This window comes from Kineothrix alysoides (assembly GCF_000732725.1).
Taxonomy (GTDB): Bacteria; Bacillota; Clostridia; order Lachnospirales; family Lachnospiraceae; genus Kineothrix; species Kineothrix alysoides.
In genome coordinates, this window is record NZ_JPNB01000003.1 from 355302 (window position 1) to 370454 (window position 15153).

A 15153-nucleotide genomic window follows, 5' to 3' on the forward strand; every position below is an offset into this window, starting at 1 on the left:
TGTTTCCTGACGTTCATGACTTTAAAAGATTATCATAAACTTTAAATAACAGTGTTCTTAAAGTGAGAATTTCTTCCTTTGTCATGCCCTGTAAAAGCTTTTCTTCCATACTGTTAAAAACTTCCCGGATATCGGATACCAGTTGTTCTCCCTTGGGAGTAATTATCAGCTCCATGGCACGCCGATCTTCTTTACTGATGGTCCTGATAACGTATCCCTTTTCTTCCAAACAATTCAAAAGACTGGTGACCGTAGGCCCGCGCAGATCCATAGACTCTTCCAGATAATGCCTGCTTATGACATGATGGGCTTTTATATTGTCATAAATTAATCCTAAAAGTCTCCCCTGCTGGTGAGTAATTCCCAACTGTTTCAACCTCTGATCGCTCATGTAATAGAGAATATGAGAGATACTTCCAAAACAAGACCCGAATACTCTTTCTTCACTTTTATTCATCACTGTACCCTCAAAATTAGGTAGAATCACTACATAGTTTCTATGTTAATTTTAACAATACCTTTTTTTATTTGTCAAGTTAAATTTTATTTTTTTACCATCCTTTTCATCTGCTGCCCTTGGAATTAAGCGACAGGATATCATTGCGCGAGCGGAAGCACAAAGGTAAATGTGCTGCCTTCTCCCAGCTTGCTGCTAACTGAAATGCTGCCGCTGTGAGCTTCCACAATCCATTTGACCATAGAAAGCCCCAGACCCACACCGCCTGCCTTTGTTGACGTTCTCGATGGATTTACCTGATAAAAACGCTCCCATATCCGATAGAGATGTTCCTCAGCAATCCCAATTCCGTCATCGGCAACGGAACCGATAATTTTGTTTCCGCCTTTCGCAAGTCCTATTATGATGTGTCCTCCGGACTTACCATATGTAACGGCATTCGATACGAGGTTAATGAGCATTCGAAGCATCATCGTTTCATCGGCCTGTATATGTAAACCGGGTGTGATATTCGTTTGAATTTCGATGCCCTTTTCATTTGCTGCTTCATACTGTTCCTCCGCAACCATCTCGGTAAGCTCGCTCAGATTGAGCAGCTCTAAAGTCAGCATCTTGTGTCCCATATCAATTCTGGAAAGCATCAAGAGATGGGAAATCAATCCTGATATTTTACGAGCTTGTGTCAGTACAACCGAAAGTGCATCTTTTGCCTCTTCCATCGTCTTCGCATTCTCCAAGGCATATTCACTCTGCGATACAATTGCCGAGACAGGTGTTCTCAGCTCATGAGAAACATCCAGGGTAAATTGTTTTTCACTTTCAAACGATTGTTCCAAACGTCCAATCATGTCGTTAAAGGTTTTTGCCACGGTATATATTTCATCCTTACCTTCGCCAATCGGGATTCTCTGTGAGAGGTCACGGCCTCCTCCTATGCGCTCTGCCGCCTCGTTAATCTGCCTTACCGGCTTAAACGCCTGTCCTGTGATAAAATATCCTCCTAACGCGACAATGACGACCAAAAAAGGCAACGTAACCCCCGCAATGGAAAGCATAGTAATCAGCGCACTTTCAGAATCGGAGATAGCCGTAATGCCTCGTACCCATATATCACCATACTCCTCAAAAGAAACGCGGCTGTCGTACACATACCATTTAGAGTTACCGTTATTTACCATCCGCACCGTATTATCGGTGAAGCTCAGGGGGCTATTAAGGTTTTCCGGCAATTCTCCATATACTTTTTGCATGTCCTTACTGTATACAGATAAGTAGACCTGGAGATAGAAGGAATCAAAATCATTGTCTATCTGTACTTCTCCATCCTCATAGTTAATTTTGTTAAGTCTGTCCTCAACCACCCCAACGAGAACATTTTTTGTCGAAGTCTCTTCAAGACCTTTGCTGATGAAAAATATAAACATCATCATAAGCGAGACCAGAACGACCATCAGCGTAGTATACCAGAGCGTCACCTTCGTTTTAATCGAAATCCTATTCATTCATCCTCCCTCAGAGCATAACCGGTTCCCCTAATCGTGTGGATGAGCTTCTTAGAAAAATTCTCATCAATCTTTTTTCTCAGATAACGGATATACACATCAATCACATTGGAGCCCCCCTCATAGTCGTAGTTCCAGATGTGCTGGGAAATCTTCTCCCTTGTCAGTACAATGCCTTTATTATGCATCATGAATTCAAGTATCGCGAATTCCTTGCTGGACAGCGATATCGAAGTGCCGCCGCGGGTTACTTCCCTGAAATCACAATCCATAATCAAGTCTGCAATAGAGAGAATATTACTAACATGACCGGAGGAACGCCGGATCATGGCACGAATCCTCGCCAATAACTCATCAAAAGCAAATGGTTTTACGAGATAATCATCCGCCCCTTTATCCAGGCCTGCCACACGATCTTCTATACTGTCACGTGCCGTCAATAACAGAACCGGCGTTTTATTGTTTTGTAAGCGGATTTTTCTTAATACCTCAAGACCGTTAATACCCGGCAGCATGATATCGAGGATAATAGCATCGTATTCCGCACAATTAATGTAATCAATAGCCTCGTCGCCATTCATGCACCAATCTACGGCATAATGCTCCGATTCCAGCTTCTTCACTATAACATCATTCAAATCAGGTTCATCTTCAACCACCAGAATGCGCATATGTCACCTCCATGGAAATTTACTATTTATTTTAGGCGGCCCTCATTAAAGAAAGATTAAATTATTCTTCCTTTCTGCCGCCCTGATGCAGATATTGATGATTATACCTCTTATACCGGAAACGTTTCAACTTTTCCACCCTGATATGAGCATGTGACTTAACATCCGGACTTGGCATGCTTCCTTTCTGATGGCCGCCTAAAGCTTCTTACAGAAAGAAGGCTAGGAAGCAGCCTTTTTAATCTCTCTTTAATCTCTCTTTAATGAAATACAATTAAAATACAAAAAGTAAAATTGAGGAGCCCCCAAAGGAGTATTCACGTTCTTATTATTACCAGTAAGGGGGGGGCAAAAACATAGGACTTATATATCAAGGAGGATTTGTACATGACATTCTGGGATAAACTTTTTTCTAACTTTGGACTTATGCATATAACCTTACCACAGGTTATTATGATATTGATTGCTTTGTTGTTAGCATATCTTGCCATCGTTAAAAAATATGAACCGCTATTGCTTCTTCCTCTGGCCTTTGGCATGATGATCGCCAATATTCCGTTAGCGGCTCTTTCTTCATATGATGATGGCGGCCTGATTTATTATTTGTATCAGGGGATTGATTTGGGTATTTATCCACCGATGATTTTTTTATGTATTGGAGCTATGACCGACTTTGGTCCTTTGATTGCTTCTCCCCGTAACGCACTTATCGGGTTGGGCGGTCAGCTTGGTATTTTTGTCGCCATGGGTGGAGCCTTATTAATAGGGCAAGCCCTCGCGTACATCATCCCCGGACTGGAACCATTTAGCCTGAGTGAGGCTGCTGCTATTGGTATTATCGGCAGTTCGGACGGGCCAACCTCTATTTATACCGCGGACCGCCTTGCGCCTGATCTATTACCCGTAATCACCGTTGCTGCTTATTCATACATGGCTTTGGTTCCCATCATCCAGCCTCCGATCATGCGGGCGCTTACCACACCAAAGGAACGGATTATCGTAATGCCGGAATCAAAAAGAGTAACCCGCAAACAAAAAATTATTTTTTCATTTGCAATAACTCTTGCTACATTACTTTTAGTTCCTGCCGCGGGTTCATTAATCGCTATGCTGATGCTGGGAAATCTCATTAAAGAAAGCGGTGTAACCGAACGATATGTCCGTTCGTTACAAAATGATTTATTAAATATATTAACGTTGCTAATTGGCATTTCCGTGGGAGCAACGGCCACTGCCGAACGAATTTTGAACCCGCACACTATCCTGATTATTTGTTTAGGGTTGTTTGCTTTTGCCTTTGGAACGATCGGCGGTATTATTATAGCAAAGATTCTGTGCAAAGTAACCGGCGGAAAAGTAAATCCTTTAATCGGAAATTCAGGTGTATCTGCTATGCCGATGGCCGCCCGCGTTTCTCAAAAGCTAGGGCAGGAATATAATCCGCATAATTATCTTTTAATGCATGCAATGGGGCCCATCGTATCCAGCACGATTGGTTCCGCATTAATAGCAGGCATCTTCATTACTCTTTTCGGTTCATAATATTGAATATACAATCCCGTTCAAAGCTTTTGTTCCGCGCGCGAAGCTGCGCATCCATGGTTTGTGTAATAGGAGCGCTTTCCTATTACACAAAAAGCCCTCTGGACTTCTCCAGAGGACTTTTCCCAATTCCTTACCTAAATCAAGGCTCCTGCTCTCAGTATGCCGATTATTCTTACGTAAGTTATCTTAATATCCCGTCGTCTTATTATCAGTATAGCTCTTTAAAAGTAATCTTATTTTATACTTTCTCTCCTATATGCCTTATTACTTTGCGATAAATACGGCCAAGGAAAAATGCGGACAGCATCAACGCCACTATTTCCGCAATCGGAAACGACCACCATACATAATCTACATTTCCCAGCTTCGACAGAAGGTACGCCGCCGGAAGGAGCACGATTAACTGTCTGATCAGCGAAATTACCATACTATATACCCCATTTCCCAACGCCTGAAACACAGAGCTGCATATAATGGAGAATCCTGCTACTAAAAAAGCAATGCTTATAATGCGCAGTGCAGGTACTCCTATGGAAAGCATCGTCTCAGAAGCGTTAAATAACTGTAAAAGTGTATGCGGGAATATCTGGAATATAAAGAAACCCACCACCATAAGCGCTACCGCATAAAAAATGCTGAGCTTTACTGTTTTTACAAGGCGTTCTCTCTTCCCTGCACCGTAATTATACGCAATAATGGGAACCATCCCGTTGTTCAAACCGAATATTGGCATAAAAACAAAGCTTTGAAGCTTGAAGTATACGCCGAATACCGCCGTTGCCGTCGCCGTAAAGGAAATAAGAATGAGGTTGATACCGTAAGTCATTAAGGAACCCATAGCCTGCATAACAATGGAAGGAATCCCTATAATATATATCTGCTTGATAATCCCCTTGTCCGGCCGAAAACCTTTAAAATGCAGTTTTACCTCATTATTTATCTTATGGTTAATGACCACCGCTAAAATTCCTGCAATTGTTTGTCCTACCACAGTAGCCACCGCTGAACCGGCAATTCCGAGCTTTGGCATTCCAAGCAATCCGAATATGAGAATGGGATTCAAAATAATATTGATAATCGCTCCCGTTCCCTGTGTTATCATGGTATAAATGGTTTTACCGGTGGATTGCAGCATACGTTCGAATGTAATCTGAATAAATATGCCCAGAGAAGCCACACATACGATGGTCAGATACACTTTGCCATATTCCAGAATCTGTGCATCCGCCGTCTGGCTGCGATAAAACGGCACCACTGCCGTCAACCCTATCACAAGAAAGAGGAGGTAGGATATAATCGAAAGAAAAATCCCATTGACTGCGGTTCTATTTACTTTTTCAAAATTCTTCTCTCCCAACGATTTGGATAATACCGCATTGCTTCCTACCCCGGTACCTACCGCTACGGCAATCATAAGACTTTGTACCGGGAACGCCAGGGAGACTGCCGTCAATGCGTTCTCATTAATCATCGCCACAAAGACACTATCCACTATGTTATATAGAGCCTGTACCAGCATGGAAACCATAATAGGCAATGACATCGACAATAATAGTTTATTTACAGGCATATAACCCATTTTATTTTCTTTTTGCAATTCCATAATTTCATCCTTTCAGTGTAAAAAACATAATTTCCTGTTACATAAAAAAGAACATCTTATAGCTTATAAGCTAAAGATGTCACTTTGTTGTAGTGAGGCATCGGGGGTTCGAACCCCGGACAACTTGATTAAAAGTCAAGTGCTCTACCGACTGAGCTAATACCCCATATTTAAACTGGGCTAGCTGGATTCGAACCAGCGACTGCAGGAGTCAAAGTCCTGTGCCTTACCGCTTGGCGATAGCCCATCACTTTTAACACCAAGCTTGTCCGTAAAGACAACCTCGAGGGCGTTATGCTCCTCTTAAAAGTAAAAAGGTGGGTAAAGGGATTCGAACCCTCGACCTTCAGAACCACAATCTGACGCGCTAACCAACTGTGCTACACCCACCATAGCGAGATATTAATTCCTATTGCAAGATAGTAATTCCTATCTCAAATGTGCTCGAAGGGATTCGAACCCCCGACCCACGGCTTAGAAGGCCGTTGCTCTATCCGACTGAGCTACGAACACATATATGACATGAGCCGCAAAATGAAATAAATCATTCCCATTGTACGCTTCGGCTCCGCCAAAGCGGGTGATGGGAATCGAACCCACGTATCTAGCTTGGAAGGCTAGTGTTCTACCATTGAACTACACCCGCATATTCTATTACAACATCCGATTAAAAATCGGGGTGACAGGATTCGAACCTGCGACTTCTTGGTCCCAAACCAAGCGCTCTAGCCAAGCTGAGCCACACCCCGGCGCACTCACTCGCCTTGTTACAGCGCAAGATATATTATATAATAAGGTTCTAATCGTGTCAACATATTTTTACAACTTTCTCAGCACTTAAAATTTATCAGCTTTTCATCCCTATAAATAGCAAATATCGAAATGTGCTTTTCCCTTATTATCCAGCTCCATCATCACATAAGACGGCCTCTTTCCTTCCTGTCTGGGATAAGCCAGACTTCCCGGATTGACCGCGATAATCTTATCTTCGATATCGACGAGAGGCTTATGGGTATGTCCGTAAATGACTATGTCGACGCCGCGCGCAATCGCCTCTTCCTTGAGGGCTTCGTTTCCCATCGTCACATAATAGTTATGTCCATGGGTCAGCCATACTTTGTAGCTGCCGATGCTGAATTCCTTTTCCCGGGGGAGATCGGAGAAAAAATCATTATTTCCGGTGATGATCTCCACCGGACAGCCTGCACCTTCGCAGATTAAATATTCACTTCCCTCAGCGTCTCCGCAATGAACCACCATATCAATGGGCTTTACCATTTCAAGAACCTTCAGATAGTTATTGTTCTGGCGGTGTGTGTCACTTACTATCAGTACACGCATACTATTCCTCTCTTCAAAGCTTTTTCTTTAGCTCTTCTTTCATTTTACGCAATGCTTTTCCCCTGTGACTAATCTCATTTTTCTCATCGTTGCTAAGCTCAGCCGTGCTTCTTCCCCGTTCCGGCAGATAAAATATCGGATCATAGCCGAACCCGTTTTCCCCTTTTTCCTCATAACCGATCCTTCCCTCGACCTCTCCATATGTAGTGATTATCTCTCCATCCGGAAAAGCCGCCGCTATGGCACATACAAAGCGCGCAGTTCTCTCTTCATCCGGTACCCCGGAAAGCCTTTCTATCAGATTGGCATTCTTAATCCGGTAAGAGGTATCCTCTCCCATGTATCTTGCCGAATAAATTCCCGGTTCCTTATTTAAATAGTCAATTTCCAAACCTGAATCGTCCGCAAGAACGATTTCTCCGCAAAACTCGGATACCGCCTTTGCCTTTATGACCGCATTCGCTTCGAAGGTTGCGCCGTTCTCCTCTATTGGTATATCGATTCCCATTTCTTTCATGGAAAACACTTCCCACTCCGTATCAGCCAGAATTTCTCTGATTTCCTTCATTTTACCTGCATTTCCCGTAGCAAAAACAATTTTTCTGCCCATATAATATGCCTCATTCATATGCTTTTAAAATAGCATTGTATATCCCATCCGCAACCTTCTCCAGATAGGCTTCGCTTTTCAAAAAAGCCTCTTCCTTTTCATTCGTTATATATCCTACCCGTATGCCCGCTGCCGGCACCATAGCCTCTTGGAGCACATATTCCGATTCCTTAGCAGCGACCAGCCCAACTGCCTTGCCCTGAATCGCGGTAACCACTTCCCGCTCCAGTAAATCGGCAAGCTCGATGCTATTGAATTCCGGTATGAAATAACTTTCATTGTATACTGCCTGCGTACCAAATAACGAAGGATCCACGTTCGCTCCTACCTGAATGCGTATCAGCATATCCGCCCTCGTATCGTTAGCGATTGCCACCCGACTCTCCTCGTCGGGATACACATCCTCCATCCTTGTGTAATATACCTTGATATCCGTAGCGTCCAGCTTTTCCTTCAGCTTCTTTGCAATCTCCAGCGTCACTTCCTTCTCCGAAAGAAGCCCTTTTCTTGCTCCGTTTTCTTTCCCGCCGCCAGCCGGGTCGATGACTACTATCTTTTCATACATCTCCTTCGGCGGAAGAAATTCTATGTACAGATTATTTTCTTCCAAAATACTACGATATTCGAATACTCCTGTCAACGAAAATTTTAATATCGTTTTCTCTTCTTCCTGCTCATAATAACCGTTATTTATATTATCCTTATTCCCTGTAATCGGGTTGTTCTTATAAAAATCGCTGCAATCATTCTCAAAGCTTATCCATAATTCATGATCCATATAGTGATTTTCTATTTTTACAGTCTCCGCCTTTATTCCTTCCTGAAAAGGAATGCAGAGATAATCCGCATTCTGCGCATTCTCTCCGAAGAAGAGAAGATTTTTCTCCTCGGACGCTCTTCCTTCGCTCTGTGCTTTTGCCTGTACCTCGTCCTGCGCCACATCTGCAATTATAATTACCTTGTGGGAAGCCGTATATACGATAAAAGCCATTGCGGCAACCGCAAATATTACACTATATATTACTGTTTTTCTCATCAATTGCTGCCGCATACATACTTTACTCCTGACGGTTTCCACCCTCCGGCCTCGGCTTTTTTGCCGGCTTCGGCCCTAGGAACTGGTAATAATACGTTTTCATCATACCATTGTATATTTTTCTGTTCTTATCCGCTTTCCGTCCTATGTCCTGCTGCGCGTTCTCATAGGAGGTAATCATATATAGGGACCACGCATCCAGCATACGGAAGCGTTCACCAATCGTCTCATACAGAGGCCGCAGATTCTCTTTGTCCTCCAGACGCTCTCCATAGGGGGGATTGGTTATGATAAAGCCATATTTTTTCGCATGACTTAACTCGCTTACTTCACGCTTCTGGAAATGAATCAGCTTTTCCACTCCTGCGAGGCGCGCATTTTCTCTCGCTGCCGCAACGATATCCTCATCCGCATCGTACCCTTGTATATCCGTTTCTACGCTAAAATCGACCATCTCTTCCGCTTCCTCAAGCGTATCCTGCCAAATCTGTGCCCCTACGATATGAGGCCAGTTCTTCGCCGTAAATCCCCGACGCATGCCCGGTGCCATATTCGCTGCCATCATCGCTGCTTCTATCGGGATGGTACCGCTGCCGCAGAACGGGTCCACCAAGATCCGGTCCGCCCTCCACGGTGTCAGCATAATGAGCGCCGCCGCAAGATTCTCCGCAATAGGAGCCTTCGCCGTCAGCTTTCGATATCCTCTCTTATGTAATGAATCGCCGGTAGTGTCCAACCCTACCGTCACCTCATCCTTTAATAAGAAGACCCTTACCGGAAATGACTCTCCGCTTTCCTCAAACCAGCTTTCGCGGTATACCTCTTTCAGCCGCTCCACCATAGCCTTCTTCATAATCGCTTGAATATCCGAAGGACTGAACAGCTTACTCTTTACGCTTCCCGCCTTCGCCACCCAGAACTTTCCATCTCTTGGAATGAACTCCTCCCAAGGCAGACCCTTCGTCCCCTGAAAAAGTTCTTCATAAGTCTCCGCCCTAAAGCTTCCTATTTTAATGAGGACTCTCTCCGCCGTACGCAAAAAGACATTGGCACGGCACACCGCCTCTTCATCCCCGTAAAAAGTGACTCTTCCGTCCTCCACCCCGCTTATATAGTAACCTAAATCAATAATTTCCTTCTTTAAAACTGCTTCCAGCCCGAAGTGACAGGGCGCAATCAACTCATATCTTTTCATCCGATCCTCAACCTTACATCCTATTGTCTTTATGCTGATTTAATAATATACCTTTTTATATTAAGTCCTTTTTCCATTCCGTGTCAATCACTTATTCCGCTTAAACTTGCGGAAAACAGGACCATCTCCTTTTATACGGGACAAAAGCATGCTTCGGCAGCATCGCTTTTGTCCCGCACGTGTAACTGAGCGACCATTATTTCTGTAATAGGAACACTTTCCTATTTACATGAAAAAGGACATCTTCCGATGCCCTTCCTATCCCAGAACCATTTTAGTAATTACTGTTTTTCTGATTGTTGTTAGAACTATTGTTGTTAGAGCTATTGTTGTTAGAACTATTGTTAGTGCTGTTCTTCTGGTTCTGTTTGTTGCTGTTACTGGACTTGTTTTCCTGATTTTGCTTGTCGCTGCTCTGGTTATAATCGTTTCTAGACATGTTTAATTCCTCCTGATAAGTTTTTGTTACAAAAGTAGTATGTCATCATATATAAGAAAGTATTCATTTTCATTTATAGGACTTTGGTACTATTTTTTTATTCAAATTGCACAAAAACTTAATAGGACTTTGGTACTATTTTGGTATTGCTTTTTTCAAAATTCGTGTTATAATTACATTTGTAAATAGAAATAACCCTTCATCATTTCTATTTACAGACCCTTATATTAATTATTTATACTCCCCTCATGTAGAGCGTCAGACCCTTTCTGACGCTCTGCTGCTTTTTATTTTTCTTTTCCACACGGGGGCATTCGCTGATGTAAAGCCAGCCAGTGCTGATGACTTATACAATAGGGATAATTGTTACTGTTCACACAGTAGCTTAGCACTTGCTGTTAAGCTATGTAAGAATATGATGCAAGAGATAATTTCCGCTTCGCGGAGCGAATTTAAATACAGTAACGAAGCTTTCCATTTACATAAAAAGAAATGCCCGCCCCCTTTGCAAAGCAGCTACCTGCTTCGCAAAAAACGGACGAGCAATATCACACAGAGAATCGGTATTATAATAGGAAGAAATACAGATAAAACGGAGCCGATTATTCCTATTATAAATATCAATACAATCGCTATAATAAGTCCTAGCAGCCAGCCCGGCATACGGTATACCTTCCCGCCAAAGCCGCCTCGCTCTTTCTCCTCATAGCCCTCTTCATAAACCTCATCGTATTCCTGATATCCGCATCGCCCTTCCAGTTTGCAAGCCTCTATAATGGTCTTGGCAAGAAGGCGCGGATCACCCAGACTCGCGATGACCTCCTCTTCACTCTGTCCTAAGCGAATCTGCATATCGATATAATCCTGATAATACCTTATATTTTCATTTACAGAGCTGCTGCTCAAGCTGCCGGCTAAAACTCTCTGCAATGTTTCAATAAATTCGTTTCTTGTCATAGTCCCTCTTCTTCCATAAATGTATTCTATATCAGCCCTTACGCTGACATACCACAAAAAATCTCCACATCATCTTCATGATAGTGGAGATTTTTAATTTCGTCAAATTACATTTTTATAAAAAATATCTTTCCTATCTATAAAGCCGTTTACTCCTTCACACCGCCTAATGCCACGCCCGCGATAATATACTTGGACAAAGCAAAATATACGATAAATATGGGTAAAATTGTAATTACGAGGCCTACATAAATAATACCATAATCGGAACGGAAACGCTCTCCTCTCATCAACTGTACGAACATCGGTAAAGTATACAATTTCTGGGATGACAACAGCATGGATGGCGTATAGAAGTTATTCCATGACGCAATGAAAACGAAAATTGCTTGTGTCGCAACTGCCGGCTTCATAAGAGGCACAGCGATCGTATTGAAGGTCTTGAATTCTGCAGAGCCGTCGATTCTTGCTGCATCGATGATTTCCAAGGGCAATGCACTCAGCATGTACTGTCTCATAAAAAATACTGTCGCAGGGGCTGCGATTGCGGGGACAATAAGCGGTATGTAATTGTTGCTCAATCCCAGATTGTACATAAAACGGAAGAAACCGATAGAGGATACCTGCGTAGGAATCATCATGATTGCCATGATGAATGCCCATGCAAACTGGCTTCCTTTAAATTTATAAACGGTTACGCCGTATGCCGTCGCCGTAGAGAAATATACGGACAACACGGTACTAAATCCTGCGATAGCAAAGCTGTTTACCATATATCTGTACAAAGGCACATTTTGGTTTGCCTGATACAGCAGCTTTTGGAAGTTTTCCAAAATATGCGTCGAAGGAATGAGTGAAAATGCCATCTGAATCTCCGTACTGGATCTTGTCGCATTTACCAGCATAATCCAGAAAGGAATCAAGCTTAAAAAGCAAAGGAAAATACAAACAGCATTTCTAAATATGGAGGCTCCCATGACTCTCGCATGAGCGCCATCCTTCACTTTTGTTGCCCGAGAAGTATTTGTCGCCATATTACTTCGCCCCCTTTCTTGCTATTTCTTTTTGTATTGCTTTATTTTGCTTTCTCTCTCTTATCGCATCCTTATCCCGCATAATATAGAAGAGAACCAAGCTGAAGAACAAGGTTACGACAAACAATACAACAGAGGTAGCGGAAGCCTTACCCATCTGCTTTGCACCGGTGAATGCCAGCTCTCGCATGTACATAGTAATTGTTCTCGTCGTATAATCAGGATCTCCATAGCCGCTGGTAGTAAGAAGCTTGGGGATATCGAACATCTGCAAACCACCGATCGCGGAGTTCACAAGCGTGAACAGCAATATCGGACGAAGTAACGGCAACGTAATCTTTTTGAATATCTGGAAGCTCGATGCTCCGTCCACCCTTGCCGCCTCGAAAAGCGAGGGGCTGATGCCGAGCACGCCGGCAGTCAAAACGACCATCGTATTTCCATACCACATCCAGAAGTTGATAAAGGATATGATTCCTCTCGTCGCCCATTTCTGCTGAAAGAATCTATACGGCTGAGACAGGAGACCGGACTCTAAGAGGAACTGGTTCACCGGGCCGTTGGGATAATTAAACAAGCTGTAGAACAATACAGAAATCGTAGCTGCCGTAATAATATTAGGCATAAAGGTCATAATCTTATATGCGCCTTGCGCTTTCATCTTCACGCGTGTATCTGTAAACCATATTGCCAGCACAAGCGCTAAAAGTATCTGCGGAACGAAGTTCATAAGCCACATCAAAATAGTGTTCCATAAAGACTGAAACGTATATGTATTGAACAGAGTACCGTCTTTTCCGATGAATACCGTCTTGAAGTTCTCAATTCCGTTAAATACCGGGCCTACTTCTACGTTGAACATCGTATCGGTGTAGTTTTCACAAAAAGCCAAACCGATCGTATAAATCAGAGGCCATAGCTGAAATATTGCGAATACAATAAAAAATGGAGCAATAAAGTAATAACCGTATCTGCCGTATTCCACTGTCTTACGCTTTTGTTTTGCAGGTTTTGCCATTATCTTCACATCCTCTTTCCTTATTATTTTATTTGTGATGCCTTTCATTTCTGCCTTTGCATTCCTGCATAGGCATTGGACACGGTTTTATCAGTCCTTATCCGTTTATCAATAAAACCTTGTCAAACATCTATGCCGTTATGCCGGCGAGCAACATTATTATAGAAACTTCTCCTAAGAATATCTGTACCGGCTGAGTAAGCCGGTACAGAATTCAAATTTCTTATAGGAATCTATTTCACAACTTATTCTACTGTTACAGCCGGATAAGCTTCTGCTACTGCTGCTTTGAAGTCCGCAACTGCCGCATCTTTATCTTTGTTGCCTAAAGAGTATTCAGTAACCTGTGTATCGAGAAGCTCATTAACCTTCTGGTCATATGCACACATCCAAGATACATCTACATCCTCAGCAAGGGGAGAGAATACAGAGATAAAATCCTGTCCGCCGAGGAAGTCATATGCGCCTTTTCCTGCATCGGATAACGTCTTCATTGCTGCCTTGTTATTTACATAATCAAGTGTTTCTTCAGACATCTTAGTCATAATTTCAGTATCGGTGCAAAGACCTTTCATGATCTGTCCTGCTAAAGCCGTATCGGAACAGCCTGCTGTTGCGCCCAACCATGTACCGCCCCAGTAATAAGGTGCCGGTCCCTGAGTCATGTTCCAAAGTCCGTAAGTACCTTCGCCTACTTTTTCGCCGCCGCAGTTGGACTTAATTACCCAGTGTAAGAACCATGTACATCCAAAGTAACCAAATACGGAGTCACCGGAAGGTCCTGCATTCCACTCTTCAGACCACTGTGTTGTCTTCTGGGTCAAATCTTCCTGCTCTAATGTCTTAACTACGTCCATGTACTGAAGCATTGAATCGTCCATATGGAAAATGCCTTCTTTGTCAACCCAAGGCTGAGTCTTGTTAGACATGAATGTGTTAACTACGTCACCGTTAGAGGAAACAATTCTTGTAGCATCGCCGGATTTCTCTTTGATTTCTCTTGCTGTATCGAGGAAATCATCCCAAGTAGCGAGCTTAGCCTGCATTTCTTCGGGAGATTTAACTCCAAGCAAAGATTCTGCAAGGTCTGTTCTGTAGATAAAGGAACCGGGGCAGCTCTGCCAGGAAACACCCTTTAAGGAATTATCCCTCTGGTCGGTCGCGATATCTATTGTATAAGGATACATTTCAGACAAATCTGCATCTGTAAGTCCGCAATCCGTTACAGGAAGAGTATAATCGCTGTTCGTATATTTCATGATGTAACCTGCTTCGAAGGCGATCAAATCCGGATAGTCCGGCGCATCGGGTGTCTGTAACAACTGATCGATTTTCTCCTGATATATTGCGGAGTCACCAACGTTTACATATTCAACTCTGTCTTTGATTTCCGGATATGCTGCATAAACATATTCCAGTCTCTCACCAAGTTCCGTATTCCATGAATAGATATAGAACTTATCCGTAGATGCTGCCGCATCGTCTGCCGGTGCTGCCTCTTCTGCAGGCGCAGCCTCTTCTGCTGCAGGTGCCGCTTCTTCAGCAGGCGCTTCCGTTGTAGTTGTTGTGCTTCCGCCGCAGCCTGCTAGTAGACTGGCTACCATGGTTACTGAAAGTAAAGCACTGAGTACTCTTTTTTTCATTTACATTTCCTCCCTTTGAGTTAGTTTAATAATAGGTGTGTTGTTTGTTTGCATTTATATGATTACCGTGAAATAAATATTGTCATTTCAATATTGTGTCTC

Annotated in this window: 14 protein-coding genes and 6 tRNA genes; 1 reads left to right on the top strand and 19 read right to left on the bottom strand. The window is 43.0% G+C overall.

Annotation, left to right across the window (positions count from 1 at the left end; translation table 11 throughout):
- Positions 1 to 13: 13 nt before the first annotated feature.
- From CC90_RS0121490 to CC90_RS0121500, 3 genes are all read right to left on the bottom strand, one after another.
- Positions 14 to 457 carry a MarR family winged helix-turn-helix transcriptional regulator gene (locus CC90_RS0121490; RefSeq protein WP_051869950.1) on the bottom strand — a complete coding sequence of 148 codons (444 nt, stop codon included), beginning with the start codon at positions 455 to 457 and terminating at the stop codon, positions 14 to 16.
- 140 nt (positions 458 to 597) lie between these two features.
- Positions 598 to 1959 carry a sensor histidine kinase gene (locus CC90_RS0121495; protein WP_031392763.1) on the bottom strand — a complete coding sequence of 454 codons (1362 nt, stop codon included), beginning with the start codon at positions 1957 to 1959 and terminating at the stop codon, positions 598 to 600.
- Entirely contained in the window at positions 1956 to 2630 is a 675-nt protein-coding gene (locus CC90_RS0121500) for a response regulator transcription factor (RefSeq protein WP_031392764.1), read from the bottom strand. The genes CC90_RS0121495 and CC90_RS0121500 overlap by 4 nt, the downstream gene beginning before the upstream one ends.
- A 387-nt stretch (positions 2631 to 3017) precedes the next feature.
- On the opposite strand from CC90_RS0121500, the gene CC90_RS0121505 reads away from it, so the two are divergent.
- The gene (locus CC90_RS0121505; protein WP_031392765.1) at positions 3018 to 4172 is read left to right on the top strand and encodes a sodium ion-translocating decarboxylase subunit beta; all 1155 of its coding nucleotides are present in this window, start codon (positions 3018 to 3020) and stop codon (positions 4170 to 4172) included.
- Positions 4173 to 4413: 241 nt separating this feature from the next.
- Here the strand turns inward: CC90_RS0121505 and CC90_RS0121510 are convergent, their stop codons facing one another.
- The 16 genes from CC90_RS0121510 to CC90_RS0121585 form a co-directional block, all read right to left on the bottom strand.
- Positions 4414 to 5778, bottom strand: coding sequence for an MATE family efflux transporter (locus tag CC90_RS0121510; RefSeq protein WP_031392766.1), 1365 nt, complete (start codon positions 5776 to 5778; stop codon positions 4414 to 4416).
- 93 nt (positions 5779 to 5871) lie between these two features.
- Positions 5872 to 5944, bottom strand: a tRNA-Lys gene (locus CC90_RS0121515).
- 9 nt (positions 5945 to 5953) lie between these two features.
- Positions 5954 to 6025 (bottom strand) — tRNA-Gln (locus CC90_RS0121520).
- Between the two features lie 69 nt (positions 6026 to 6094).
- Positions 6095 to 6168, bottom strand: a tRNA-His gene (locus CC90_RS0121525).
- Between the two features lie 49 nt (positions 6169 to 6217).
- Positions 6218 to 6291 (bottom strand) — tRNA-Arg (locus CC90_RS0121530).
- A gap of 62 nt (positions 6292 to 6353) precedes the next feature.
- Positions 6354 to 6424: transfer RNA gene (locus CC90_RS0121535), tRNA-Gly, on the bottom strand.
- 28 nt (positions 6425 to 6452) lie between these two features.
- Positions 6453 to 6527 (bottom strand) — tRNA-Pro (locus CC90_RS0121540).
- Positions 6528 to 6639: 112 nt separating this feature from the next.
- Complete coding sequence (locus CC90_RS0121545) at positions 6640 to 7119, bottom strand: metallophosphoesterase family protein (protein ID WP_031392767.1); 480 nt, start codon at positions 7117 to 7119, stop codon at positions 6640 to 6642.
- 13 nt (positions 7120 to 7132) lie between these two features.
- Positions 7133 to 7729 (bottom strand): XTP/dITP diphosphatase, encoded by a 597-nt coding sequence (locus tag CC90_RS0121550; protein ID WP_031392768.1) that lies wholly within the window; start codon positions 7727 to 7729, stop codon positions 7133 to 7135.
- Positions 7730 to 7739: 10 nt separating this feature from the next.
- Positions 7740 to 8780: an N-acetylmuramoyl-L-alanine amidase family protein gene (locus CC90_RS0121555; RefSeq protein ID WP_031392769.1), complete on the bottom strand. Its 1041-nt coding sequence runs from the start codon at positions 8778 to 8780 to the stop codon at positions 7740 to 7742.
- A gap of 7 nt (positions 8781 to 8787) precedes the next feature.
- Positions 8788 to 9960 (bottom strand): THUMP domain-containing class I SAM-dependent RNA methyltransferase, encoded by a 1173-nt coding sequence (locus CC90_RS0121560; protein WP_031392770.1) that lies wholly within the window; start codon positions 9958 to 9960, stop codon positions 8788 to 8790.
- Positions 9961 to 10234: 274 nt separating this feature from the next.
- A complete protein-coding gene (locus CC90_RS24300) occupies positions 10235 to 10399 on the bottom strand; it encodes a hypothetical protein (RefSeq protein WP_157837578.1) in 165 nt (54 codons plus the stop codon).
- Positions 10400 to 10915: 516 nt separating this feature from the next.
- Positions 10916 to 11356: a DUF1700 domain-containing protein gene (locus CC90_RS0121570; RefSeq protein ID WP_031392771.1), complete on the bottom strand. Its 441-nt coding sequence runs from the start codon at positions 11354 to 11356 to the stop codon at positions 10916 to 10918.
- A gap of 149 nt (positions 11357 to 11505) precedes the next feature.
- On the bottom strand, positions 11506 to 12390 hold the full coding sequence (locus tag CC90_RS0121575; RefSeq protein ID WP_242843371.1) for a carbohydrate ABC transporter permease: 885 nt from the start codon (positions 12388 to 12390) through the stop codon (positions 11506 to 11508).
- 1 nt (position 12391) lies between these two features.
- Entirely contained in the window at positions 12392 to 13408 is a 1017-nt protein-coding gene (locus CC90_RS0121580; protein WP_031392773.1) for a carbohydrate ABC transporter permease, read from the bottom strand.
- Positions 13409 to 13653: 245 nt separating this feature from the next.
- Entirely contained in the window at positions 13654 to 15051 is a 1398-nt protein-coding gene (locus CC90_RS0121585; protein ID WP_031392774.1) for an ABC transporter substrate-binding protein, read from the bottom strand.
- Positions 15052 to 15153 lie beyond the last annotated feature (102 nt).